The following is a 25,004-nucleotide window of genomic DNA, read 5'->3' as shown; positions in this document are numbered from 1 at the left end:
CGACCCTGGCGTTAAGCCGGGGGTTTCCGGCAACCGGACGGTGACCGATGCGCTCCGGGTCGCTAATCCAGTGGGCGGCGGTAGGGCCGAAGAGAACAGCGCAAGCAACATTGACCTGCCGAAAGGGACCTCTTGCGCAACGTTCTTCGCCGCTTCGCCCTGGCCGCTGCCCTCATCGCCCCGGCCGCCCTCGGCCTCGCCACGATGACCGCCAGCCCCTCCCAGGCAGCACCGGCGAAGACCAGCGAGACCACCCTGCAGACCGAGATCAACCGCCTCATCAACGTCCAGCGCACGTCGAACGGCTGCGCAGCGCTGAAGGTCGACGCCAAGCTGACCGTCGCCGCCCGCGGCCACAGCGCGTTCATGGCCCAGACCGGGAAGTTCTCGCACACCGGGCGTGGCAACTCGAACTTCGTCGCCCGCGCCAAGGCCGCCGGCTTCGCCAACCCGTCGGCGGAGAACGTCGCCTACGGCTACCGCACCGCCGCCCAGGTCGTCAACGGCTGGATGAAGAGCCCGGGCCACCGCACCAACATCCTCAACTGCAAGTCCAAGACCGTCGGCGTCGGCGCCGTGTACTCCGCCAACGGCACCCCGTACTACACCCAGGACTTCGGTTACTGAAAGACCCATCGCCGTGTCCGGGTCGCCGAGATTCGGTGACGGCGGATCCCTCATGCCGGGAAAATCGATCGCCAGGCTTGGATGTCTTGAGGGAGCGTGAATGCCGCCATCCGGCATTTCGCGACAGGAGCAAGATCATGCAGCACTGGCAGGACGTAGCCTCGTTCTTCGTGCCCGGGTTCAACCGGAACCCCAAGCAGCGCGTCTCTCGTTACCGCTCGTCCCGGGAAGACGCCGCGCGCAGCCTGCGCCGGGAGGACCAACGCCTAACGCGCAGCTCCGACAACCCAGGATAAAAACCCTAGTTCGGGGTGAACAACCCCTGCAGGCCGACGATGATCGCGATCACCCCGAAAATGGCGAGCAGCAGAGCCCGGCCGGACAGCACGCCCTGTCCGCCCGGGTTCTCGCCGCCGACGGTCAGCGCGCGGCGGCCGGTCAGCCGGTCCCAGAGCAGGATCACACCGACCGCGATGCCGACCACCTCGAAGTGGAAGACGTGCGGGCCGGAGAACAGGTGCACGATCAGGTAATAGCCGCCGGTGATCAGAGCCAGCAGGCCGACCAGCCATGCCCACGGCGCGATCTTGTCGGTGAACCGGCCGATCGGGTCGCCGACGTTCGGCAGGCCGCGGAACAGCGGCACCGCGAGCAGCAGCCCGCCCAGGATGTTGGCGATGTCGAGCAGCAGCGCGATCACGGTGCGGATCCTCCCGGGTGAAGTTGCTTGGGAGCGTACCCATGGGGATCTTCGCAGAAACAGGGGTGGCGCCCGGAGGCGCCACCCTCGCAGGTCAGGCGTGCTTGAGTGCCCATTCGACGGCGTAATCGGCGACCGCTTCCCAGCCCGGCTCACCGCAGGTCCAGTGTGAGCGGTCCGGGAACTCGTGGTACTCGGTGATCGTGCCCGGCGCCTTGTAATGGCTGGCGTTCGACTTGTTCACCGCGGGCGGCATGATGTGGTCCTTGCCGCCGCCGATGAACAGCAGCGGCGCCCGGCCGGCGTTGTGATAGTCGACCCAGGTCTCCTGCTTGCCCGGCTTGAAGTTGGCGATCAGGCCGTAGGTCCAGACCCAGCTTCCGGGTGCCGGGATGGCGTAACGCTCGTACGCCTCCAGCGCCGCGTCCTCGGGAAGCGTGTTGGTGAAGGCGTAGTGGAACTGCTCCGCGGTGAAACCGGCTGCCTCGTGCCGCTTCGCCGGGTTGTTCAGGATCGGGAAGAGCGACTTGAGCTGCGACGGCGGGGTGACCCGGATGCCTTCCGGCGGCGCCGAGTCGATGACGACACCGGCCGCGCCGTGCCCGCGGTCGAGCAGCAGCTGGGTGAGCGTGCCGCCGAAGGAGTGCCCGATGAGGATCGGCTTCTCCGGCAGATCAGCGATAACGCTCTCAAGATGCGCCACCGTCTCCGGCACCGTCAACGAGGCGATCACCGACGGGTCCGCCCGCAGCGCCTCCACCTCGACCTCAAAACCCGGGTACGCCGGCGCGATCACCGTGTGCCCCTGAGCCCGCAGATAGGGAATCCACTGCTCCCAGCTACGGGGCGTGACCCAGAGACCGTGGATCAGAACGATCGTGCTCATGCGGCGTATCCGTTCAGGAAGGTGAGCAGGTCGTTGCCGAGCTGCTCCTTGTGGGTGTCGGTGATGCCGTGCGGCGCGCCGGGATAGACGATCAGCGCAGCGTCCTTGATCAACGCCGCCGACGCTCTGCCGCCCACCTCGAACGGCACGACCTGGTCGTCGTCGCCGTGGATCACGAGCGTCGGCACATCGAAGGCAGCGAGGTCGTCACGGAAATCGGTGGCCGAGAACGCGGCGATCGACTCGTACGCGTTGCGGTGCCCGGCCGCCATCGACTGCAGCCAGAACGCGTCCCGGATGCCCTGCGCGACCGAGGTGCCCTCGCGGTTGTTGCCGAAGAACGGCCCGTCGGCCAGGTCCTTGTAGAGCTGCGACCGGTCAGCGAGCGACCCGGCCCGGATGCCGTCGAAAACGGACAGCGGCACACCGCCCGGGTTGTCGTCGCGGAGCACCATCAGCGGCGGCACCGCCGAGACGAGCACGGCCTGCGCGACCCGTGAGGTGCCGTGCCGGCCGATGTACCGGCTGATCTCGCCGCCACCGGTGGAGAAGCCGACGAGCGTGACCTCTCGAAGGTCGAGCGAGTCCAGGAGAACAGCAAGATCGTCCGCGTACGTGTCCATCTCGTTGCCGTGCCACGTCTGCGTGGAACGACCATGGCCGCGCCGGTCGTGCGCGATGACCCGGTACCCGTTGTCAGCCAGGAAGAGCTGCTGCGCCTCCCAGCTGTCCGAGTTCAGCGGCCAGCCGTGGCTGAGCACGACGGGCCGGCCGGCGCCCCAGTCCTTGTAGAAGATGTCCGTACCGTCGGAGGTGGTCACGAAGCTCATCGGGCGGCCTTCCGGATCAGATCGGCGGCGGCGCGAGGCTGGGAGATCATCGCGACGTGCGACGCCTTCACCTCGACGGTGTGCGAGCCGGCGCGCTGGGCCATGAACCGCTGCAACGCCGGCGGGATCAGGTTGTCCTGGCTCGCGACCAGGAAGAACGACGGGATCGTCTGCCACGCGGGCGCGCCGGACGGCGACTGCAGGGTGGAGGCGTCGCCGGGCCGCTGGGTCGCCCACAGCACGTCGGTCGTCGAGCGCGGCAGGTCACCGGCGAAGACGGTGCGGAACACGTCCTTCTTGACGTATCCGTCGTACCCACCGGCCCACGGCCGGAAGTCGATCGAGGTGGCCGGGTCGAGCAGGCTGCCGGGGAACTGGGCGGTCAGGTGGCCCACGTCCTCGCCGGCGTCCGGCGCGAACGCCGCGATGTAGACGAGCGCCTTCACGTTCGGGTTGCCGGTCGCCGCGTTGGTGATCACGAAGCCGCCGTACGAGTGCCCGACCAGCACGATCGGCCCGGTGATGGTGGCGAGGAACGACGCGATGTAGGCCGCGTCGGAGGCGACGCCCCGCAGCGGGTTGGCCGGCGCGAACACGGTGTAGCCCTCGCCGGTCAGCCGCTTGATCACATCGGACCATCCGGCGGCGTCCGCGAACGCGCCGTGCACCAGGACGATCGTGGGCTTCGGACCTTTGCCATGAAGGCCGGCAGCCTGTGCGGCGGCGGGGACGCCGGTCGCTGCCACGGCGGCAGCGGCAGCGGTGCCTGCGAGAACGACTCTGCGGGAAACGGGAGAAGACATAAAGATCAAAGACCTTTCATGGGTACGACCGAACTGGCCGCACTCCGAGCCAACCAACACCGCCCTCGACAGGCCATGCAGGACGACCGGCAGGACTTCATTTCAGCGTGTCAGCGACGCCAGGGCGGACCGCACCTTGCCGGTCACATGCTCGTGCGCGACGCTCTCGAAAAGCTCCAGCGCCCGATTCAGCTCACCCCGTGCCTCGGCGGCCCTGCCCAGGCCGGCCCGGGCCATGCCGAGTGCGAGGTGCACGTGACCGAGGGCGCCCGGTTCCCCGTACGCGACAGCGAGCGGCATCGCCCGCTCCGCCTCGACGATCGCCTCCTCCCAGCGGCCCATCTCGACGAAGGCCTGCGCGGCTGACGTCCGGGCGACGAGGGTGGCATTCATCGCGGGGCGGGGCGACACCGGGCGTACCGCGACCTCCCGCAGCGTCGACCGGAACTCGGCGAGTGCTTCGGCGTGCCGGCCCAGCGCCAGCAGCGTCAGCCCGATGCCCTGGAACAGCTGGATGTAACCGTCGTGGTCACCGACCCGGTCGGCGAGCCGCTGCGCCTGCCGGTACGCCTCCAGGGCCTCCTCGAGACGGTCGCTGAACCGCCAGGCCATGGCCGCGTACTGCAGCGCCCACGCCTCCTCCTTGATGTCACCGATCTCCACGGCGAGTCGGCGCGCGTCAAGAGCCGCCCGTAAGCCCTCGTCGAGCCGGCGGACGCAGGCGGTGGCCGCCCAGGAGAAGTAGTTGAGGTGGACCGCGGCGAGCCGCCGGTCGGGCAGCCGGGCGGCGGCGTCCCGGGACCGGCCGTAGACCTCGTACCAGCCGGGCCAGGTGACCATCGTGTCGGAGAACCAGTGCAGGGCCTCGGCGACGTCCACGACGAGGTGATCCTCGGTCACCAGCCGCAGCGCGCCCAGCCAGTTCGCGGCCTCGGCCTGCAGCCAGCCGCCCGCCTCTTCCAGGGTGGCGAGCGGTACCGTGCCGGTCCAGCCGTCCGGCAGCGCGCCGTACCCGGGCTCGAACCACCGGCCGGCCACGATCGTCGTCTCCAGCAGCCAGCGGACCATCCGGGTACGCGTAGCCGCCCGGGCCCCGGCCGGCTCCTCGGCTCGCAGCCGTTCCGTGGCGAAGAGCCGGATCAGGTCGTGGAACCGGTAGCGATCGGAACCCTCGTGCTGGAGCAGTCCCAGCTCGACCAGTTCGTCGAGACGGTCCGACGCGTCGTCCGGATCCGAGCCGGTCAGCACCGCGGCCAGCGGCGCCGCGAAATCGGCGCCGGGCACGTGCGCGAGCCGCCGGAACAGCGCCCGTCCCTCGCCGGAGAGCTGCGCGTGCGACAGCGCGAACGCGGCCGCCACCCCGGTGTCGCCGGTGTGCAGGTTCGCGAGCCGCCGGTCGGCGTCGGCGAGCCGGGCCACCAGAGAGCCGACCGTCCAGCCCGGCCGGTTCGCCAGCCGGGTGCCGGCGATCCGCAGGGCCAGCGGCAGATGACCGCAGAGCCGGGACACCGCGTCGACGTCACCGGCCGACGCCGGGTCGCCGGCCTGCCCGGCGATCGCCCGCAGCAGCGCGGCCGACTCGGCCAGGTCGAGCGGGGCCAGCGCGGTGCGCAGCACACCCTCCAGCCCGCCGAGCAGCCGCCGGCTGGTCACCACGACCAGCCCGGCGCCGGCACCGGGCAGCAGCGGCCGGACCTGCGCCTCGTCCGCCGCGTTGTCGAGCACCAGAAGGCATCGCCGGTCGCGCAGGGTCGCCCGCAGCTGGCTGCACCGCTCGTCGTCGGTGGAGCCGATCCGGCGCGGGTTCACGTCGAGGGCTTTCAGCAGCTTGGTCGCGGCCTCCCCGGCGGTCGGCGGGTCCTCGTCGACACCGCGTAGATCCACGTAGAGACAGCCGTCCGGGAACTGCTCGCGCAGCATCTCGGTCACCCGGACGGCGAACGCGGTCTTGCCGATGCCGGGTTGCCCGTGCACGACCACGACCGGTACCGGGCCGTTGGGCGTACCCAAGATGGCAGCCTGACGGACCAGATCGAGCTCGGCGGCGCGTCCCACGAAGTCGGCGACCGGCCGCGGCGGCTCGCAGAGCCGGGGCCGCTCGCCGGCGGTGTGCATCCGCAGCGCCCGGGCGTCCTCCTCCAGCCGCGACTGCTCCGCGCCGGTCACCCTGAGCGCTCCGGCGAGAGCGGCGAGGGTACGCGGCTGAGGCGCCCGGATATGACCGCGCTCCATGTCGCTGATGGCACGCACACTGACCCCGGACGACTCGGACAGCTGCTCCATCGTCAGCCCGGCGCTCCGCCGAAGCTCGCGAAGGCGATCACCTAAAGGCATGCATCGAACCTACGAGTCACGACCCGCTGCTCGCGTACGTAGAACTATGTAATCCGCAGTGCCCGGGCCAGTTCGCCGCGCGACCGGATGCCCAGTTTCGGGTAGACCCGGGACAGATGCGTGGTGACCGTACGCGGCGACAGGAACAGCCGCTCCGCGATGTCCCGGTTGCTCAGCCCCTCGGCGGCCAGCCGGGCGATCTGCGTCTCCTGTGGAGTGAGCTCGGCGGCGGTCTCGGCGGGTTTGCGCAGCGATTCGCCGGAGGCACGCAGCTCGGCCCGGGACCGTTCGGCCCAGGCCGTGGCGCCGAGCGCGTCGAACGTGGCGGCCGCGGCACGCAGCAACGGCCGCGACTCGGCCGGTTTGCGGCGGCGGCGCAGCCACGACCCGTACGCGTGCCGGCGGCGCGCCTGCTCGAACGGCCAGCCCGGCAGGTCCTCGCCGACCGCTTTCTCCCAGCCTTCGGCGCTGTCCTCCAGCACCGCTCGCGCGTACCCGAGACCGGCCATCAGCGCCGGCGCCTGGGACTGCTCGCCGACCGGTGCCAGCCGCTCGACCAGCCGGCGCAGCGGTGCCAGCGAGCCGCTGCCGGCCGCAGCCTCGGCCAGGTGCGCCACCAGGTAGAAGCCGGTGTACAGGTGGTACGAGTGATCGGCCGGATCGAAGACCCGGCTCAATTCACGGAACGCCTCGTCCGGGCGTCCCGCGCCGAGCGCCGCGATGCCCCGGATCTGATGCACTCCGGCGAGCAGCGGGTTACGCCCGTACGGCAGCAGCACGGCCTCGGTGGCGGCGGCACGTTCCTCGGCGGCGGTCACGTTGCCGCGTAGCGCCTCCGCGGTGCCGGCGGCGGTCCAGGCCGCCGGCAGCCAGTTCGGCTCACCGATCTCCCGGGCCAGCGCCTCACCCTCGGGGAGCAGCGCGAGCGCGGTACGCACATCCCCGGTGTGCACCGCCGGCATCGCGTGGCAGATGAGTGCCCGGTAGAGCACGCCGAGCCGGCCCTGCGCGCGGCAACCGACCGCGGCGACGGCAAGCAGCTCGCACGCCATCGGGGCGTCACCGATCGCGGACGCTCCCAGCCCGAGCTGGAAGATGGCGTACGGCTCGTTGCCACCGGCGGTCAGCTGCTCCCGGATCCGCCCGCGAACCATCGCACCGTGGGTGATCGGCGCGATCAGCCCCAGCGTTCCGGGTAACTGCGGGTCCGGCGAGATGTCCATCAGGCCCTCGATCGCCGTGGACAGCCGCTCGGTGACGGCCGGCTCGACCTCCGAGAAGTGGACACGCAGGGCGACCGTGTCGAGCAGCTGCACGGACCGGGTGACCTCGCCGGCCTGCGCGAGCGTGTCGAGCGCGTCCGCGACGCTGGTCAGCCAGTCGGCGCCGGAGAAGCGGGTGCCGTGGAAGGTCTCCAGCCGCAGATCGTAAACGGCACGGTCGGCCTGGCCCAGCTCGTGCGCTCGGACCTCACCCAGCAGACGGCCGACGGCCACGTTGTCGCCCTGCTCGGAGGCCATCTCCGAAGCGGACAGCAATCGGTGGCCACGGGCCGCGGGATCCTCGCTGAGCCGCGCGGCCTGCTCGAACGCCATCAGCGCGATGCCGGCGGCGTGCCGGTGCCTCGCCTGCGACGCGGTCTCGGTCAGCTGCCTCGCCAGCGCTTCGTCGGGGGCGTCAGCGGCGGCGGCCCGATGCCAGACGCTGCGTTCCGGATCACCGGCGAGGGCCTCGGCCAGCGCCGCGTGCGCCTTGCGCCGCTGCACCGCGGTTGCCGAGTGGTAGAGCGCGGACCGCAGCAACGGATGCCGGAACTGCACCCGGGTCTGCTCGTCGATCTGCACCAGCCGGGTCGCCACGGCCGGGTCGATGTCCTCGTGGCGGACCGCGCGCGGCTCCACGAGGCGGCAGGCGCGCACGATCTCGTCCAGGTCGTCGCCGTCGTGCAGGGTCGCCACCAGCAGCAGCGAGCGGGTCACCGGCGGCAGCTCGGCGACCAGGCCGGAGAAGGTGCGCTCCAGCCGTTCGCTCAGCGGCAGCCGGCTCGGCCGGATCGCCACGCTGCCGGAACGCAGCGCCGCCTCACCCAGCTCCACCAGGCCGAGCGGGTTGCCCCGTGCGGCCAGCAGCACCTGCGTCGCCAGGCGAGCGGCCAGCCCCGGTGCTGCCCTTTCCAGCAGGGCTGCCGAGTCGTCCCTGGTCAGCGCTTCCAGGCGTACCTCAGGAAGTCCCGCACCGGAAAGCCGGCGGTTGACGTCGCGGCCGTCGCGCGCGGTGAGAAGCATTGCCGCGCGGTCGGCGCGCAAGCGCCGCGCGACGAACGCGAGAGCCTCCCAGCTCGCCTCGTCCAGCCACTGGAGGTCCTCGACCGTGATCAGCACCGGGGTGTCGTCGGCGCTCAGCACGTCGAGCAGCGCGGATGCGGCACGGAACGGCAGGGTGTCCGGCGATCCGAGGATCTCCACCGCGGCACCGGACACGTCCGGCGCGGCGCGCAGCAGACGATGCAGGCTCGCGTACGGAATATGCACCTCGGCCTGGACCCCGGCGGTGCCGAGCACACGCAGGCCGCGGGCGGAGGCCTGCTCGGCGGCGTGGTCGAGCAGCGTGGACTTGCCTATCCCGGCCTCGCCGCGCAGCACCAGAGCGCCGCCGTCGCCGGAAGCCGCGCCGTCGAGAAGGGTCGCCAGCGCGTTGATTTCCGATCGGCGGCCCAGGATCACCCGCACATCCTAGTGATGCCGCGCTTGCGGACGGTCAGGCCCGCGCACGCCTCCCTACGGTTGTGCCGCGCTTTGGTTGTACCGCGCGACACGTCCACGCCGGGAACGGACCGCTCGGACAGCGTGCGCATGGCAAACGCCGCCCGGCGGCCCGTCGGACAGCGGGAATCAGACCTCGAGGTCGGTCACGTCCGGCGTGGGGACCTCGCGCAGGTGGCGGTTGTGGCGCGGCTCCTGCTTGGTCTTCGAGTCGTTGAGCTTGCGGCGCAGGTCGTCGCGGGCGTCCATGACGGCGGCGTGCAGATCTTCCTCGGACGAGGTCGTGACGATCTCGTCGCGTCCGGAGATCCGGCAGATCAGCGAAACGTGCTGGCCCTTCCCGCCGCGCTCTTTCACCGACAGCTCCAGATCCGTGGCGTCCGCGTGGAATCCGGCGAGCCGGCTGTCCAGCGTGCTGAACAGCTCGGTGATCCAGTTGCGGTCACCCTGCGAGAAACCGGCGCCCAGGCGCAGGCATTCTTCGATGGTGGCCGGGTTGGCGACAGCAGTCATCAGAACTCCTCGATCCGGCGAAACGGGACGTAATCCTCGTACCCCCGGAGATCGCGTTCGAATCAGGCTTTCCCTGAAGATTGGGCTGGCCCACGTGGGACAGGCTTACGCTGTCGGCATCAGATGGAATCAAGCTCACCGCCACAGGCGGCGGCCCTCCCAGCGGGAAATGCTCGCGGCGATCGTCGAGCAATCGTCTGACGCGATCATTTCCAGCGATCTGTCCGGGACCGTGACCTCCTGGAACGCGGGTGCCGAGCGGATATACGGCTACACCGCGGAAGAGGTGATCGGCAAGCCGCTCATCAACCTGCTGCCGGAAGGCTCCGCGGACGGGCTCAGCCTGGCGTTCGCCAGGCTCGCCTCCGGCGAGCAGATCACGATGGAAGAGACCACGAGGGTACGCAAGGACGGCACCCCGTTCGTGGTGTCGGTGATCGTCTCACCGATCCGGGACGGCAACGGTGTCGTCGTCGCGGCGGCCGCCACCGAGCGTGACATCACCGATGTCCTCCGGACGCAGGAGCGGTCCGCGCGCGCCGCCCGGCTGGAAAGTCTCGGCCAGCTGGCCGGCGGGGTCGCGCACGACTTCAACAACCTGCTGGCGATCATCATGAACTACGCGGACTTCGTGGCCGAGGAGGTCACCGGCGAGGCCGCGGACGACCTCGCGCGCATCCGGGACGCCGCCGATCGGGCCAGGTCGCTGACCAGCCAGCTGCTGCTGTTCGCCAAACGCGAGCCGACCCAGGTCGAGGTCGTCGACCTGAACGAGGTGATCCTCGGCGCCGAGGAACTGCTGAGCCGCACGATCGGCGAGAACATCAGCCTGAAGTGCCGGCCGCGGTCCGGCGGGCTCACTCCGGTGCGGGCGAACCGTGGCCGGCTCGACCAGATCCTGCTGAACCTGGTGATCAACGCGCGGGACGCGATGCCGGACGGCGGGGTGGTGGTGGCCTCGACCGACATCTCGGAAATTCCGGATCTGCCGGGGCGGTGGGCGCGGCTCACGGTGAGCGACACCGGCACCGGGATGACCCCTGAGGTACGGGACCGGCTGTTCGAACCGTTCTTCACCACGAAACCGGTTGACCAGGGCACCGGCCTGGGCCTGGCCACGGTGTACGGCATCGTCGGCGACGCGGGCGGCCACATCAGCGTGGAGTCGGAGCTGGGCATCGGCACCACGTTCCGGATCCTGCTGCCGCTGGCCTCGCCGGCGACGTGCGCCGACACGTCCGCAACCGATCAGCCGGTGCGGGTAGGCAACGGTGAGCGCGTGCTGGTGGTCGAGGACGAGGAGCACGTCCGGGACCTGGTGGTGAGGGTCCTGGAGAACAGTGGTTACCGCACCCTGGTGGCCGACTCGCCCGCCACGATCGCCGGCCTGGAACTGGAGGACGTAGCCCTGCTGATCGCCGACGTCGTCCTGCGCGGCGAGTCAGGCCCCGCGCTGGCGTCGAAGCTGCGCGCCCAGCGCCCGGAGCTGGCAGTCCTCTACATGTCGGGCTACAGCGACAGCCAGATCCGCGACCAGTACGACATCGCCGCGGAAACCTGCATCCTGCACAAACCGTTCACCGCGGCCGAGCTCCTGGCGAACGTGAGCGAAGCCCTGGTGCCGGCGCGCTGACCAGGCTCGTCGTGCGGGTGGTGGCCGTGCGTGGCACGGTTTCCGGTATGCCTGATGCCATCTTCGCCAACCCGCTGCTGGCGGCGGTCTACGACGCGTTCGACGAGGGACGGCAGGACCTGGACGCCTACCTGCGGATCGCGGACGAGATCGGCGCCCGGCGGGTCCTCGACGTCGGATGCGGCACCGGCACCTTCGCCGTCCTGCTGGCCGCCACCGGCCGCGACGTGACCGGAGTCGATCCGGCCGGGGCGTCCCTCGACCTGGCCCGGGCCAAGTCCTCCACGGTGACGTGGGGGATGAGCATCCCGCCGGGCGGACAGTTCGACCTGGCCACGATGACCGGCAACGTAGCCCAGGTCTTCCTCACCGACGACGAGTGGACCGGCGTCCTCACCAACATCCACGCCGCCCTGACCGGCAACGGCTCCCTGGTCTTCGAGTCCCGGCGCCCGTCAGCCAGAGCCTGGGAACAGTGGGCCGTCGACACGGGTCCCGTCATCCGCGAGGTCCCGGGCATAGGCGTGGTCGAGCGCCGCCGCGTGGTAACCGAGGTAGCGCTTCCGCTGGTGTCATTCCGCTACACGTTCCTGATCGACGGCCAGGTCCTCCACTCCGACTCAACCCTGCGCTTCCGCGACCGCGACGAGCTGGAGACCTCCCTGACCGCGAACGGCTTCACCACCACAGCCGTCCGCGAGGCCCCCGACCGCCCCACCCAGGAGTTCGTCTTCCAAACCCAAAAATCCACCCCGTGAGTACGCGTTAAGCCCCGCACCCCGAGCCACCCCGGTCCAGCTCGCGCTCGTGGTCGCGCAAGCGCCGAACCGGTGACCGTAAGCGCGAGCCTCTTCGGTCCGGCTCGTGCTCGTGGTCGCGCGAGCGCCGGAGTAGCGACCGTAAGCGCGAGCCGGCCGGGTTCGGCTTGTGCTTGTGGTCGCGTGGGGGCCGGAATGGCGACCGTAAGCGCGAGCCGCCCCGGTTCGGCTTGTGCTTGTGGTTGCGCGAGCGCCGGAGTTGCGACCGTGAGCGCGAGCCGGCTGGGTTCGGCTTGTGCTTGTGGTCGCGCGAGCGCCGGAGTTGCGACCGTGAGCGCGAGCCGCCTGGGTTCGGCTTGTGCTTGTGGTCGCGCGAGCGCCGGAGTTGCGACCGTGAGCGCGAGCCGGCCGGGTTCGGCTTGTGCTTGTGGTCGCGTGGGGGCCGGAGTTGCGACCGTGAGCGCGAGCCGGCTGGGTTCGGCTTGTGCTTGTGGTCGCGTGGGGGCCGGAGTTGCGACCGTGAGCGCGAGCCGGCCGGGTTTGGCTTGTGCTTGTGGTCGCGTGAAGCGTGTAAATGCGACCGTGAGCGCGAGCCGGCCGCGGTCAAGCGCTGGTTGCAGGACACGAGCCGTAGCTCGGACATGTAATCGGACCCGCATAACGTGACTGGACTACGGCTCCGGGTCGCGAGCCGTAGTCCGGACATGTATTCGAACCCGGATTACGTGTCCGAGCGACGGCTCGCCTCAGCTCGCGGCGGCTGACCACCAAGACGACGCATGACCGCTGGATGGTGCGTGACCGCCAAATGGCGTGTGACCGTTGGATGGCCCGTGACCACCCAATGGCCCGTGACTGCTAGATGACGCGTGACCACTGGAGGGCGGTCGGCCTCCAAACGGGCGGTTGCGCGTCGGAGCACGGCGGGCGGTCCGCGGCGGGCGGCGCCGTGCACTCGGCCGGCTGGAAGCGGTGGCGTCGGTTGCCGGCAGCCGGTGCTGTGTCTGCCGGGTCAGTGGTGGGGCTGGGTGCTGTGCCTGGTGGGTCAGCGGTGGGGCTGGGCGTTGGGGAGGACTGTTCCGTTGCTCAAGGTCACGTCGTAGGTCAGGTTCAGCAGCACCGGGTCGCCCTCGCTGTTCTGTTTGAAGGCCGGCCCCGGCCACCACGCCACATAGCGGCCGTTCGTCACCGATGCCTGGACCGTCAGGTTCGACGCGTGGATGGTTATGCCGGTCACCCCTTCGCCCACCGCCCCGTCGGTGACCGAGGCCTCGACGAAGTCGGAGATCGCGCCCTGGGAATACGTTCCCGGCGGTGTGGTCTCGGCCGGGCCGGAGCTGCCGGTCATGCCCCATTTCACGTCGTCGACGTCGTCGCTGCCGGGGATGTTGTGGGCCAGGCAGGAGGCGGACGTCTCCGGGTTCTCGATGCGGTAGAGCAGCATGGCGAACTCGCCGCGGCGTTCGGCCAGGGCCACCCGGGCGCGGTCCGCGTCGAACCCGCCGCGGCCCGACTCGAACCCGTCCAGGCACTCGTGGCCGATCAGCTGGATCTCACTGGCGGTCAACGCGGTGGGCACCGGAGTCCACGAACCGTAAGCGCGGCCGCCACCGAGCGCACCGGGAAAGACGATCACCGCCACCGTGACGACAGCGGCCGCCGCCACCGCGGCCAGGCTCAGCCAGCGAGAGTCCGGAAGAGCCCACCGCCGAGATCGGGCAACAGATAACGAGGCGGCGGAACCAGAAGCAAGAATTCCCTCCAGCGTGGACTCGGAACGCTCTCTCTGAGCGATGGTCAACGGCGAAACCGAGGCCGCGTCCAGGGTGCGCAGTGATGCGTCGAGCCGGCTCATGACAGGTTCTCCTTCAGGTCCAGGACGGGCACCGCGGCCGGCTCCAGCAACACGCGTAACGCTCGGCGGGCCCGTAACAACCGCAGCCGATAAGCCGTGGCGCTGATCCCCAGCACCCGCGCGGCCTGCGCCGACGACAGATCCTCGAAGACGGTCAGCGCCAGCGCCTCCTGCTCCCCGTCACTCAGCCGCCCCCACGCCGCGGCCAGATCGACCCGGAAATCCCATGAGGAAGCGAGGTCAGCAGCGGGGGAGAGAACCACCCGGACACCCAGAGCCGACTGCCGCCCCTGGCCACGCCGCACGTTGAGCACGCAGTTCCGCGCGATCCCGAACAGCCACGCCCGCAGATCGTCGGCCCGGCCTGGCGCCTCGTCGAAACGGCGCCAGGCCACCAGGAAGGCGTCGGCAACGACGTCCTCGGCATGAGCATGGTCGACGCGGCGCTGCGCGAAGTGCAGCACATCCGCGTACGCGTCGGCGTAGAGCGCTCGAAATCGCCCCTCGGCAGTGTCCCTCACACCCGATACCTGTCCGGCACAGCCGAGAGTGTTTCAACCGAGGAGCAACGGCAACAACTCCTGCCCCTGCCGCTTGATCTCCGGCAGGTACGGCGTGTCGGACAGGACGAAGTGGCTGATACCCAGGTTCTGGTACTTGCGCAGCGACGACGCGACATCGGAGGCGGACCCGACCAGCCATGTCGTCCCCGCGCCGCCACCGCCGAACTTCCCCGGCGCGGTGTAGAGGTTGTCGTCGAGGACGTCACCGCGCGCGGCCAGATCGAGCAGACGCTGCTGGCCGACGGCGACGAAACGGTTCGGGTCGAACGTGGACCTGGCCATCGACGCGACCTTGGCCTCGGCGTCGGCCCACGCCTGCTCGGTGGTGTCCCGGACCAGCGTGGTGATCCGCAGGCCGAACTCCAGCGGGGCGTGCTCGCGGCCCAGCGACGCGCTGAGTTGCTTGAGCCGGTCGATGCGCTCGGCCACACCGTCGTAGGTCTCGCCCCAGAACAACTGCACGTCCGCCTCGGCGGCGGCCACTTTCTCGGCGGCCTCGGAGGCGCCGCCGAAATAGAGGCGGGGCGGCACCGGCAACCGCGGGACCACTGTCGAGCCGGTGACCGAGAAGTGTTCACCCGAGAACGTCACGTTCTCCTCGGCCCACAGCCGGCGAACGATGCGTAGGAACTCGGCCGTCCGGCCGTACCGATGCGCCTGATCGCCCTCGCTGTCTCCGTACGCAGGAAGGTTGTCCTTGCCCGAGACGATGTTGACCAGAACGCGCCCTGCGGAGAGATGTTGCAGGGTGGCCGCGGCCGAAGCGAAATTAGCCGGCCGCCAATAACCCGGTCGGATCGCGATGAGCGGTTTGAAGGTGGTCGTTCGCGCGGCGAGCGCGGTGGCGACCGTGAAGGTGTCAGGTCGTCCCCAGCCGGTGCCGAGCAGTGCGCCTCCCCACCCGTGCTCCTCCAGCGCGAGCGCCTGTTCGGTGAGCGTGTCGAGGCTGTTGTGGCCGGTCACGACGTCGTCGCCGCGGTGGCCGGGATCATTCTGATTGGGGATGTACCAGAGGAATTCGCTGCTCATGAGGGGTCTCCCAACGAAGAATAAAACGAAAGCTGCGCGGAACGGACCGCCGCCGACTGGCCTTGGACGAGCACGAAGAGCGCGTTGCGCGCGTGCAACTGCGCGGTGTCGTCACCGGAGATGCCGTGCCCGGACCGCGCCGCGAGCAGCGCCCGGGTCAGCGTCCCGAGCGCCTCACCGGACGCGACCTTGAGAGCGAGTCGCTCATCGATGCGATAAGAGCCGCCACCTGCCGCGGCAGCCTCATCGGCCAGGCTGTAGGCGTCCGCGCGCAGGCGCGCGATCCGCGGAATCCAGCTCGCTGCCACCGCTCGCGCCTGCGGGTCGCTCGCGCTCTTCAATTCCTTGAGTACGCGCAAAGCCAGCCCGAAATGGTGAGGACGCGCGTCACTGGCGGTGCCGATGTCGGCGCGCCGCCACGCGTCGAGATCCTGGGTGCCGAGGACGTCCTCCTCGGGCACGTCGATCGCGTCGAGCCGGACCCGCTCGGTGCGGCTGCCGGTGACCGCCCCGAGCCGCAGCGGTTCGCCCCGGGTCCGTGAACTCACCGGCACGAGGGCGGTCACGACCGTGTTCGTGCTCGCCTCCACGGCCGAGACGGTGAGCGCCTCGTTGAGCCCCCAGCCGCTGACCCAGCTGATCGTCCCGTCGAAGACCCAGCCTTTCGGCGTACGGGTCGCCGCGATGTAGTGCTCGGGGAATCGGCGCACGTCACTGATCCCGGCGCCGAGCAGGATCCGGCCGCGCAGCACGCGTTCAGCAAGGGCCCCGGTCGAAGGCGTGGGAGAAGCAGCGAGCCGGCCGACCAGCGGCGCGTGCTGTGCCCAGACGAGCCACGTGTTGAAGCAGGCCCCGGCGATGATCTCGTGGACCCGGCGGTCGTCAGCGGTGCCCAGCCCCGCGCCGCCGTACTCGGCGGGCGCCAGGTGGTTGAGCGCGCCGAGTTGTGCCAGGTCGTCGATGGTTTGCGCCGGCACCGCCGTGCGGTCGGTCTCCAGTGCGGCCGGCTCCAGAACCCGCCCGGCGTACTCCTCGATCCGGTCGACAAAGTTCGCCATCGATTCCCCTCGTATGTCGCAGGTCACAGTTGAATCCTACCGGCCCTATAGGGAATATAGTCTAACCCAACACCGGGGCCGCCTCCGAGCACAGGAGTGATCCATGTCCGACCTCCGAAGTTCCATTGAAAACGCTGAATCCCACCGAAAGCGATGGCCCTGGGTCGCCGGCGTTGCCGTCCTCGCCGTTCTTCTCGCCGGCGGCATCGGATTCGCCGTCACCCGCGACGGTTCCGCCAGCGAGGCGGCCGCCGGTGACGGCCAGCCGGTCCGCGGCGGCACCCTGCAGTTCGCCCTGATCGATTACCAGCGCAGCCCCGACCCGCAGCTCGGCACCAACTACGCCGAGTCGCTGATCGGCAACAACGTCACCGACAAGCTGACCTGGCAGGACCCGGACACCGGTGAGATCACCCCGTGGCTCGCCGAGTCCTGGGAGTACAACACCGACCTGACGCAGTTCACCTTCCACCTGCGCAAGGACGTCACGTTCAGCGACGGCACGCCGTTCGACTCGGCCGTGGTGAAGGCGAACTTCGACCAGTACGTGCACGGCGACGACAAGCTCGGCATCAACCCGAACGGCGCGGTTCTGCTGCCCGGGTACATCGAGACGCAGACCCCGGACGCGTACACCGCGGTGGTGACGTTCGCGAAGCCGCTCGCCAGCTTCCTGCAGGCCTCGTCGTTCACGGCGAACGCGCAGCCCGGATTCCTGTCACTGTCCACGCTGGCCCGCAGCGCCGAGGAGCGCACCGACCCCACCAAGGTGATCGGCACCGGCCCGTTCGTCTACGAGTCGTGGGAGGAGCAGGTCAAGACGGTGCTGGTGAAGCGCACCGGGTACAACTGGGCGCCGCCGTCGATCAAGCACCAGGGTGAGGCGTACCTGGACAAGGTCGTCTTCAACACCATCCCCGAGGCCAGTGTCCGCACCGGGTCGCTCGCGTCCGGAACCATCGACGCCACCCTCGACGTCGGCACCACCGACGAGAAGCCGCTGAAGGACCAGGGCTTCAAAATCATCTCGCGGAGTGTCTCCGGCACCGCCATCTACTTCAACTTCAACTCGCAGCGGTTCCCGACCAACGACATCGCGGTCCGCAAGGCCATCCAGCTGGGCTGGGACCGGTCGGCTGTCGAGAAGACGGTGCTCACCGACTCGTACTCGATCGCCACGTCGGTGCTGAACAAGTCGGTGAAGGGTTACGTCGACTACAGCGGCTCGGTGCTGAAGTACGACCCGGACCAGGCCAAGAAGCTGCTCGACGACGCCGGCTGGAAACCCGGCACGGACGGGATCCGGGCCAAGGACGGCAAGCGTCTCGAAGTCAAGCTGCTCGGCATCAGCAACCTGGTGGCGAACAAGCCGGCGTACGAGTCGGTGCAGCAGGACCTCTCGAAGATCGGCATCGACCTGCAGCTGACCGTGGTGCCGATCCCGGACTACACGGCTCTGATCGCCAAGGCGAAGACCGACTTCAACGCCACCGCCGCGAACCGGTCCCGCAACGACGCCGCCGCGCTGAACCTGGTCTACAACCCGAGCCTGGGCAACAGCAGCTACCTCGAACAGGGTGTCTCCACCGGCATCGACGTCGCCGAGGTCACCGACGCGCTCGGCAAGCTCGAGACCACCCTCGACCCGGCCAAGCGCAATGAGTACGCGAAGACCGCCCAGGATCTCCTGCTGGAGAAGTACGCCCTGGTCAACCCGGTCTACAACCCCTCACAGGTGATCGCCCACGCGGACTACGTGCACAACATCATCTTCGACGCGCAGTCCCGCAACCACTTCGTCGACGCCTGGAAGAGCAACGGGAAATGATCCGATACGTGGCCCTGAAGGTGGGTCGGGCGGTGTTCGTGGTCTGGGCCGCGTTCACGGTCACGTTCGTCCTGCTCTTCGTCCTGCCCGCCAACCCGGTCGACCTGCTCTTCGATCCCACCGAGCTGAACAGCATCCCGCCCGAGGTCCGCGCACAGGTCGCCGAGAACTACGGCTTCAACAAGCCCGTTCTGCTCCAGTACGCGGACCGGCTCGGCCACGCGCTGATCGGCGACTTCGGCAACTCGGTGCAGTCCGGCCGGCCGGTCATCGCGGCGATCCTCGACGTGCTGCCGAGCACGCTGATCCTGGCGTCGGCGGCGCTCGTCCTGGCGACCCTGATCGCCTTCGCGATCGCCCTGGTCGCGACCGCCACCCGGCGGCCGTGGCTGCGCAACCTGGTCGAGGCGCTGCCGTCCGGAGCGGTCTCGGTGCCGGTGTTCCTCTCCGGCATCCTGATCCTGCAGGTCTTCTCGTTCCAGCTGGGCTGGTTCCCGTCGTTCGGCGACAACGGCGTACAGAGCCTGATCCTGCCTCTGATCACGCTCGCGGTCCCGGTCGCCGGACCGATCGCGCAGCTGCTGGTACGCAGTTTCGCGACCGAGTTCGGCGCCGGGTACGTGACGACGAGCTGGGCCAAGGGCGCCACCCGCGGCCGGATCATCGTGCACGACGTGTTCCGCAACGCCGGGCTGCCGGCGCTGACGATCGCGGGTGTCACCTTCGGCAACCTGATCGCCGGCTCGGTCATCACCGAGACGGTCTTCGCCCGCCGGGGCCTCGGCCGGATGACCCAGACCGCGATCAACACCCTGGACGTCCCGCTGGTCGCCGGGATCGTGGTGCTCGTGGCGGTCACCTTCGCCCTGATCAACCTGACGGTCGACCTGATCTATCCGGTGCTGGACCCGCGGCTGCGGGCGAGCCTCACGGCAGGTGTCTCATGACCGCGATCGCGCTGACCCTGAAAAAGCCGATATTTCGGATAGAAAAAGCACCGCAGCCCATTCTGATCCTCTCCTGGATCATCGTGCTCACCGTCATCGGCTGGGCGCTGTTCCCGAGCCTGTTCACCGATTACAGCCCCTATGCGGGCGACCCGGCCGCGAGCTTCGCCTCACCCAGCCTCGAACACTGGTTCGGCACCGACCGCCTGGGCCGCGACCTGTTCGCCCGGACCGTCTACGGCTCGCGGACGACGCTGACCGCCACGCTGCTCGCGGTGCTCATCGCGTTCGGTCTCGGCGCGGTCGTCGGCCTGGCCGCCGGGTTCTCCGGTGGCATCGTGGACACCGCGATCATGCGGGTGGTCGACGTCTTCCTGGCCATCCCGAGCCTGCTCCTGGCGATGGTGGTGGTCTCCGTCCTCGGGTACTCGACGAACAACATCGCCCTGGCCGTCGGCATCTCCGCGATCGCCGCGTTCGCCCGGGTGATGCGGGCACAGGTGCTCACCGTGGTCAACCAGGACTACGTGAAGGCCGCGTACGGGCTCGGGGTCGGCCGGCTCGGCGTGATGCTGCGTCACGTCGTGCCGAACTCGCTCAGCTCGGTGATCGCCCTGGCCGCACTGGAGATCGGCACCGGTGTGCTGGCCGTCGCCTCGCTCGGCTTCCTCGGTTACGGCGCGCCACCACCACAGCCCGAGTGGGGCCTGCTGGTCGCCGAGGGCCGCGATTACGTGGCGGTCCACCCGTGGGCGTCGATCCTGCCCGGCCTGGCCCTCGCGATCGTCGTGATCGCCACCCACCGGATCAGCACGTCGTTCCGAAAGGAGCACCGGCGATGAGTGAGCCCCTGCTGTCCATCAAGGACCTTTCCATCGACTATCGCACCGGGCGGAGCCACACACCGGCGGTGGAGAGGACCAGTCTCAACATCGAACCCGGCGAATTCGTCTCGCTCGTCGGCGAGTCCGGTTCCGGCAAGACCACGCTCATCCACGGCGCCCTCGGCCTGCTCCCGGCCGAGGCCCGGATCCGGTCCGGCTCGATCGCGTACTCCGACGTCGACGTGACCGGCTGGAACGACCGCAAGATGGCCCTGATCCGCGGCAACTACGTCGGCTTCATCCCGCAGGACCCGAACACCTCGCTCAACCCGGTCAAGAAGATCGGCCCGCAGGTCATCGAGGCGGTCCGGCTCAACCACCCGAAGAGCAGGAACTTCCTGGAAGCCGCTCTGGAGAGCCTGCGCACCGCCGGTCTCGCCGACGCCGGACGCGTCTTCCACCAGTACCCGCACGAGCTCAGCGGCGGCATGAAACAGCGCGCCCTGATCGCCATCGCCCTGGCCGGCCAACCGAAGATCATCGTCGCGGACGAGCCGACCAGCGCCCTCGACGTCACCGTACAGAAACGCATCCTCGACCACCTGGTCAGCCTGCGCGAACGTCTCGGCATCGGCATTCTGCTGGTCACCCACGACCTCGGCGTCGCGCTGGAGCGCTCCGACCGCATCCTGGTCATGCAGCACGGCGTGATCGTCGAACAGGGTCCGGTCGAGGAGATCCTTCGCGATGCGAAGAGCGAATACACCCGCCGGTTGCTCGCCGCTGCTCCCTCCCGCCACGCGGGACGCCTTCTTCCCACTTCTCGGGTACGCGTAACCGAGCCCGAAGCCCAGGCGGAGGTGCTGACAGCCGACGGCCTCACCAAGACGTACCGCCTGCGCGGACGGGCCCGGCTGACCGCGCTCGGCAACGCCGGCCTGACCGTGCGACAGGGCACCACGCACGCGATCGTCGGCGAGTCCGGCGCCGGCAAGTCGACTCTGGCGAGCATCCTGGCCGGGTTCACCACGGCCGACGCCGGCACGGTACGGCTCGGCGACACCGAGCTGACCGGGCTGCGCCGCGGACAGCTGCGCGAGATCCGGCGCGACCTGCAGTTCGTCTTCCAGAACCCGTTCACCTCGCTGGACCCGCGGTTCACCGTACGCAGGCTGATCGCCGAACCGCTGACAGCGTTCGGCCTGCCCGCCGGTGACCGGGTCAGCGAGCTGCTGGCCGCGGTGGCCCTCGACGACAGCTACCTCGACCGGCTGCCCGGCCAGCTCTCCGGTGGGCAGCGGCAACGGGTCGCGATCGCCCGGGCGCTCGCGCTCAACCCGCGGATCCTGGTGCTCGACGAGGCGGTCAGCGCGCTCGACGTGTCGGTGCAGGCCCAGATCCTCCAGCTGCTCGTCGACCTGCAGGCCGAGCTGGGCCTCAGCTACGTCTTCGTGACCCACGACCTCGGCGTGGTCCGCCTGATCGCGGACGACGTGACGGTGATGAAGGACGGCGCCGTGCTGGAGACCGGCCCGGTCGCCGACGTCTTCGCCGATCCCCGGCACGAGTACACCCGGCAGTTGCTGGACGCGATCCCGGGCGCCCGGGTCGCGCGGGTTTAAGGAGCCTTCGTGCTGCACATCAACGTCAACATCCTGAACGCCGGAGTGTTCGGCGGCTCGTGGCGGTTCCCCGGCATCGACGGCCTCGGCGCGTACACGATCGAGCACTACACCGCGATCGCGAAGAAGGCCGAGGAGGCGAAGCTCGACGCCGTCTTCCTGGCCGACGGCCCGGTGCTGGATCCCAGCGTCCGGCACCGCCCCGGCAACAACCTGGAGCCGACCACCGTACTGGCTCGGATCGCCGCCCAGACGACGCGGATCGGGCTGATCGGAACGCTGTCGTCGTCCTACAACGACCCGGTGGAGCTGGCCCGCCGGCTCGGCGACCTGGACCACGTCTCCGGCGGCCGGTTCGGCTGGAACGTGGTGACCACGGCCGGCCCGATCGCGGCCCGCAACTTCGGCCGCGCGGGCGAACCCGAGCACTCCTGGCGCTATCGCCGGGCCGCGAGCTTCACCACGCAGGTCGTTGCCGCCTGGGCGAACCGCACCGAGCTGGTCTCACCGCAGGGCCGCCCAGTCGTCGTGCAGGCCGGCGGTTCCAGCGCCGGTAAACGCCTGGCCGCCCAGGTCGGCGAGGTGATCTTCTCGGCCGACCAGGACCTGGAGCACGCCCGCGCGTTCCGCCGCGAGCTGCGGGCCCGTGCCGCCGGCTTCGGCCGCCGGCCCGACGAGATCGTGGTCCTGCCCGGTCTCTCCACCGTCGTCGGCAGCACCGAGGCGGAGGCCCGCGAACGCCGCGAGCTCCTCGACGACCTGCTGCCGGACGCGTACGCACGAGGCCGCCTCGCCGGTCAGCTGGGCATCTCACTCGACGGCCTCTCCGACGACGAACCGATCCCCGCTGAGCTGCTCGTCGACCCGGATTCCGCCGGTGGCTCGCAGACGTTCTACCGCGTGGTCAAGGAGATCATCGACCGGGACCAGCCGACCCTCGGCCAGCTGCTGAAACGGCTCTCCGGCGGTGGCGGGCACCGGATCGTCACCGGCACGCCCGAGCAGATCGCCGACGACATCGAGACCTGGTACCGCGCCGGCGCCGCGGACGGCTTCAACGTGATGCCCGACGTGCTGCCGTCCGGATTCGACGACTTCGCCGACCACGTCGTACCGGAGCTGCAACGACGCGGCCTGTTCCGCACCGAGTACGACGCGGCCACCCTGCGCGGCCACCTCGGTCTCGGCCTTCCCGCACTACCGGAGGTGGTCTCATGAACGAGCTTGCGAGTGAATCAGTCTGCTCAGTTGAAAGCTCATGCCGACGCCGGAGCGAAGCGGAGGTGGCGGCATGAGCACTGTCATCCAGCTCGCTCTCGGGGTCGGAGGGCCCGGTCTGCCGTCGCTCGCCGACGCCGGTGACATCGCGGCGGCCGCTGGGGAGGCCGGTGTCGCGGCGATCCGCCTCGCCGACCAGTCGCCGGCCGGGCGTGCCCTCGACCCGACAGTGGTGGCCGCCTATCTGGCCGGGCTGCACGACGGCATCGGATTCCTGCCGGTCGTGCCGACCACCGGGAACGCGCCGTACAACGCGGCCCGCCGCCTGCTGTCGCTGGACCGCGCGACCGGCGGCCGTGCCGGGGTGGTGCTGCGGCCCGGCGGCGGCGACGAGGTGAGCGAAGCCAGCGTCCCCGACCCGGGCGCGACCGACCCGGCCCGCCGCTGGACCGAGTACGCCCGGGTGCTCACCCAGCTCTGGGAGTCCTTCCCGAACACGGCGCTGCTCGGTGACCAGCAGGCCGGCGTGGTCGCCGACGACACGCTGATCCGGCCGATCGCGCACGAGGGCGCGTTCTACCGGGTCGCCGGCCCGCTCGACGGGCCGTCGTCGGTGCAGGGCCGGCCGGTGCTCGTCGCCGACCTGGGCACCCTCGACGTGACAGCGGTCGCGGCCTCGGCCGACGTCGTCGTGGTGGACCGTACCCAGGCCGCCGGCGTGGACGCGGTGCTCAGCCAGGCGCTGCGCCTGGCCGGCCGGGACCGTGGCGAGGTGGCACTGCTCGGCCGCGTCTCGGTGACCCGGGGCGACGCGGTCTCCGGGGGACTGCCCGCCCGGCTGCGCGCCTGGGCCGACGAGCAGCTGCTCGACGGTTTCGAGCTGGTCCCCGAGGGCGGCCCGGACCACGTGATCGCGATCCTGCGAGCCCTGGAACCACGCCCACAGGCGTCGACGTTGAGGGCGGCTTACGGGCTGCGGGAAGGAGCTCTGGTATGACCGCCGAGTTGATCGACGTGGCGTACAGCGTCGAGGGGATCCGGGAGGGTGCCGAGCCGATTCTGCGGCGGCTGGCGGCCGGGGCGCGGGACCGGGAGCTGACCCGCAGTTACGCGTTCCGTGAGGTCGCCGAGCTGGCCGAGCAGCGGATCACGCTGACCGGGATCGCGAGGGCCGACGGCGGCGCGGGCGGAACCCTGCGCGACGTGGCCGATCTGATCATCGCGATCGCGCGGGCCGACTCCAACGTGGCGCAGGCCCTGCGGTCCAGTTTCCTGACCGCGAACCAGGTCGCGTCGCGTCCCGGCCTGACACACCGCGCGGCCACCCTGCGCCGGTTGCGTGCCGGCGACCTGTTCGCCGGCACCAACAACGAGCGCGCCGGTGGCGCCAACGGAACCATCACCACGACGCTGCGCCGCGACGGCGACGGCGACGGGTACGTGGTCGACGGCGAGAAGTACTACTCGACCGGTGGGCTCTACGCGAACTGGTTCACCGGATCCGCCCGCGACGAGAGCGGCGCGATCTACACGGTCACCGTCCCGGTCGACCGCGACGGGGTGCAGCGGCTCGACGACTTCGACGCGGTCGGTCAGCGGCTCACCGCCAGCGGCACCACCCGGCTGACCGGGGTACGGGTCGCCGCCGACGAGGTGGCGCTGCGCGACAACTCCACGCTGGACAGCCCGTGGCTCGGGTCGTTCGCCCAGCTCTACCTGGCCGCGGTGCAGGCCGGAATCGCCGCCTCGGCTCTCGACGACGCCGTCTGGTTCGGCCGCGAACGGGCCCGGCCGATCAAGCACAGCAGCGCGGCGGCCAGCGTCGACGACCCCTACGTACGGCACGTCGTGGGGGAGATCGGCGCCCGGGCGCAGGCCGCTCGCGCGGTCGTCCTGCTGGCGGGGGAGGAGCTTGGCCGCGTACCCCTGCTGGCAGGCGATGAGGCACGTGCCGCAGGCGCGGCAGCCTCGGTGACCGTCGCGCAGGCCGGCGTGATCGCCGCGGAGAGCGCGTTGCGCGCCGCCGAGCTGATCTTCGACGTGGGTGGCGGGTCGGCGACGAACCGGGACCTCGCGTTCGACAGGCACTGGCGCAACGCGCGGACCGTGGCGAACCACAACCCGCGTGACTGGAAGGCGGCAGTGGCCGGCGCTTACCACCTGACCGGCCAGGAACCGCCGACCACCGGTCTCTTCTAGTTCGTTCTTGGGAGA

Annotated in this window: 20 protein-coding genes and 1 pseudogene; 10 read left to right on the top strand and 11 right to left on the bottom strand. The window is 70.0% G+C overall.

The annotated features are described in order from the left end of the window. Nucleotides 1-132: 132 nt before the first annotated feature. Complete coding sequence (locus tag B0I29_RS01905; RefSeq protein WP_245972131.1) at nt 133-627, top strand: CAP domain-containing protein; 495 nt, start codon at nt 133-135, stop codon at nt 625-627. Nucleotides 628-928: 301 nt separating this feature from the next. Here B0I29_RS01905 and B0I29_RS01900 read toward each other — a convergent pair whose 3' ends face one another. The 7 genes and pseudogenes from B0I29_RS01900 to B0I29_RS01870 form a co-directional block, all read right to left on the bottom strand. Continuing rightward, the gene (locus B0I29_RS01900) at nt 929-1,327 is read right to left on the bottom strand and encodes a hypothetical protein (protein WP_111647034.1); all 399 of its coding nucleotides are present in this window, start codon (nt 1,325-1,327) and stop codon (nt 929-931) included. 94 nt (nt 1,328-1,421) lie between these two features. Beyond that, the gene (locus B0I29_RS01895) at nt 1,422-2,213 is read right to left on the bottom strand and encodes an alpha/beta hydrolase (RefSeq protein ID WP_111647033.1); all 792 of its coding nucleotides are present in this window, start codon (nt 2,211-2,213) and stop codon (nt 1,422-1,424) included. Then, on the bottom strand, nt 2,210-3,220 hold the full coding sequence (locus tag B0I29_RS01890; RefSeq protein ID WP_375790580.1) for an alpha/beta fold hydrolase: 1,011 nt from the start codon (nt 3,218-3,220) through the stop codon (nt 2,210-2,212). The genes B0I29_RS01895 and B0I29_RS01890 overlap by 4 nt, the downstream gene beginning before the upstream one ends. Next, a pseudogene (locus B0I29_RS01885) lies at nt 3,124-3,846 on the bottom strand (alpha/beta fold hydrolase); the annotation flags it as partial. The gene B0I29_RS01890 and the pseudogene B0I29_RS01885, both read right to left, overlap by 97 nt. Nucleotides 3,847-3,948: 102 nt before the next feature. Beyond that, the gene (locus tag B0I29_RS01880; RefSeq protein WP_111647030.1) at nt 3,949-6,180 is read right to left on the bottom strand and encodes an ATP-binding protein; all 2,232 of its coding nucleotides are present in this window, start codon (nt 6,178-6,180) and stop codon (nt 3,949-3,951) included. 44 nt (nt 6,181-6,224) lie between these two features. Then, nucleotides 6,225-8,903: an AAA family ATPase gene (locus tag B0I29_RS01875; protein WP_181557645.1), complete on the bottom strand. Its 2,679-nt coding sequence runs from the start codon at nt 8,901-8,903 to the stop codon at nt 6,225-6,227. A 168-nt stretch (nt 8,904-9,071) separates the two neighbouring features. After that, a complete protein-coding gene (locus B0I29_RS01870) occupies nt 9,072-9,455 on the bottom strand; it encodes an HPF/RaiA family ribosome-associated protein (RefSeq protein ID WP_111647333.1) in 384 nt (127 codons plus the stop codon). A gap of 169 nt (nt 9,456-9,624) precedes the next feature. Between B0I29_RS01870 and B0I29_RS01865 the strand changes: the two genes are divergently transcribed. Both B0I29_RS01865 and B0I29_RS01860 read left to right on the top strand, forming a co-directional pair. Next, nucleotides 9,625-11,088, top strand: coding sequence for a hybrid sensor histidine kinase/response regulator (locus B0I29_RS01865; protein WP_245972129.1), 1,464 nt, complete (start codon nt 9,625-9,627; stop codon nt 11,086-11,088). 47 nt (nt 11,089-11,135) lie between these two features. After that, nucleotides 11,136-11,846 carry a class I SAM-dependent DNA methyltransferase gene (locus B0I29_RS01860; protein ID WP_111647331.1) on the top strand — a complete coding sequence of 237 codons (711 nt, stop codon included), beginning with the start codon at nt 11,136-11,138 and terminating at the stop codon, nt 11,844-11,846. Between the two features lie 1,045 nt (nt 11,847-12,891). Here the strand turns inward: B0I29_RS01860 and B0I29_RS01855 are convergent. The 4 genes from B0I29_RS01855 to B0I29_RS01840 are packed head-to-tail and all read right to left on the bottom strand — an operon-like array spanning nt 12,892 to nt 16,351. After that, nucleotides 12,892-13,701: a hypothetical protein gene (locus tag B0I29_RS01855; protein ID WP_146616684.1), complete on the bottom strand. Its 810-nt coding sequence runs from the start codon at nt 13,699-13,701 to the stop codon at nt 12,892-12,894. Beyond that, a complete protein-coding gene (locus B0I29_RS01850) occupies nt 13,698-14,222 on the bottom strand; it encodes an RNA polymerase sigma factor (protein ID WP_111647027.1) in 525 nt (174 codons plus the stop codon). The genes B0I29_RS01855 and B0I29_RS01850 overlap by 4 nt, the downstream gene beginning before the upstream one ends. A 33-nt stretch (nt 14,223-14,255) precedes the next feature. Next, on the bottom strand, nt 14,256-15,293 hold the full coding sequence (locus tag B0I29_RS01845; protein ID WP_111647026.1) for an LLM class flavin-dependent oxidoreductase: 1,038 nt from the start codon (nt 15,291-15,293) through the stop codon (nt 14,256-14,258). Continuing rightward, nucleotides 15,290-16,351, bottom strand: coding sequence for an acyl-CoA dehydrogenase family protein (locus tag B0I29_RS01840; RefSeq protein ID WP_111647025.1), 1,062 nt, complete (start codon nt 16,349-16,351; stop codon nt 15,290-15,292). The genes B0I29_RS01845 and B0I29_RS01840 overlap by 4 nt, the downstream gene beginning before the upstream one ends. 103 nt (nt 16,352-16,454) lie before the next feature. On the opposite strand from B0I29_RS01840, the gene B0I29_RS01835 reads away from it, so the two are divergent. From B0I29_RS01835 to B0I29_RS01805, 7 genes are all read left to right on the top strand, one after another. Then, complete coding sequence (locus tag B0I29_RS01835) at nt 16,455-18,179, top strand: ABC transporter substrate-binding protein (protein ID WP_111647024.1); 1,725 nt, start codon at nt 16,455-16,457, stop codon at nt 18,177-18,179. Further along, on the top strand, nt 18,176-19,126 hold the full coding sequence (locus tag B0I29_RS01830; protein ID WP_111647023.1) for an ABC transporter permease: 951 nt from the start codon (nt 18,176-18,178) through the stop codon (nt 19,124-19,126). The genes B0I29_RS01835 and B0I29_RS01830 overlap by 4 nt, the downstream gene beginning before the upstream one ends. Further along, complete coding sequence (locus B0I29_RS01825; RefSeq protein WP_111647022.1) at nt 19,123-19,968, top strand: ABC transporter permease; 846 nt, start codon at nt 19,123-19,125, stop codon at nt 19,966-19,968. Before B0I29_RS01830 ends, B0I29_RS01825 begins: the two co-directional genes overlap by 4 nt. Further along, nucleotides 19,965-21,572 carry a dipeptide ABC transporter ATP-binding protein gene (locus B0I29_RS01820; RefSeq protein WP_111647021.1) on the top strand — a complete coding sequence of 536 codons (1,608 nt, stop codon included), beginning with the start codon at nt 19,965-19,967 and terminating at the stop codon, nt 21,570-21,572. Before B0I29_RS01825 ends, B0I29_RS01820 begins: the two co-directional genes overlap by 4 nt. Nucleotides 21,573-21,581: 9 nt before the next feature. Continuing rightward, on the top strand, nt 21,582-22,790 hold the full coding sequence (locus B0I29_RS01815; RefSeq protein WP_111647020.1) for an LLM class flavin-dependent oxidoreductase: 1,209 nt from the start codon (nt 21,582-21,584) through the stop codon (nt 22,788-22,790). Between the two features lie 73 nt (nt 22,791-22,863). Next, nucleotides 22,864-23,787, top strand: coding sequence for an LLM class flavin-dependent oxidoreductase (locus B0I29_RS01810; RefSeq protein ID WP_111647330.1), 924 nt, complete (start codon nt 22,864-22,866; stop codon nt 23,785-23,787). After that, on the top strand, nt 23,784-24,989 hold the full coding sequence (locus B0I29_RS01805) for an acyl-CoA dehydrogenase family protein (protein WP_111647019.1): 1,206 nt from the start codon (nt 23,784-23,786) through the stop codon (nt 24,987-24,989). Before B0I29_RS01810 ends, B0I29_RS01805 begins: the two co-directional genes overlap by 4 nt. Nucleotides 24,990-25,004 lie beyond the last annotated feature (15 nt).

Source organism: Actinoplanes lutulentus (assembly GCF_003259845.1).
GTDB lineage: Bacteria > Actinomycetota > Actinomycetes > Mycobacteriales > Micromonosporaceae > Actinoplanes > Actinoplanes lutulentus.
Note: the sequence above shows the minus strand (reverse complement) of the source record. Positions and strands in the feature narration are given on the sequence as shown.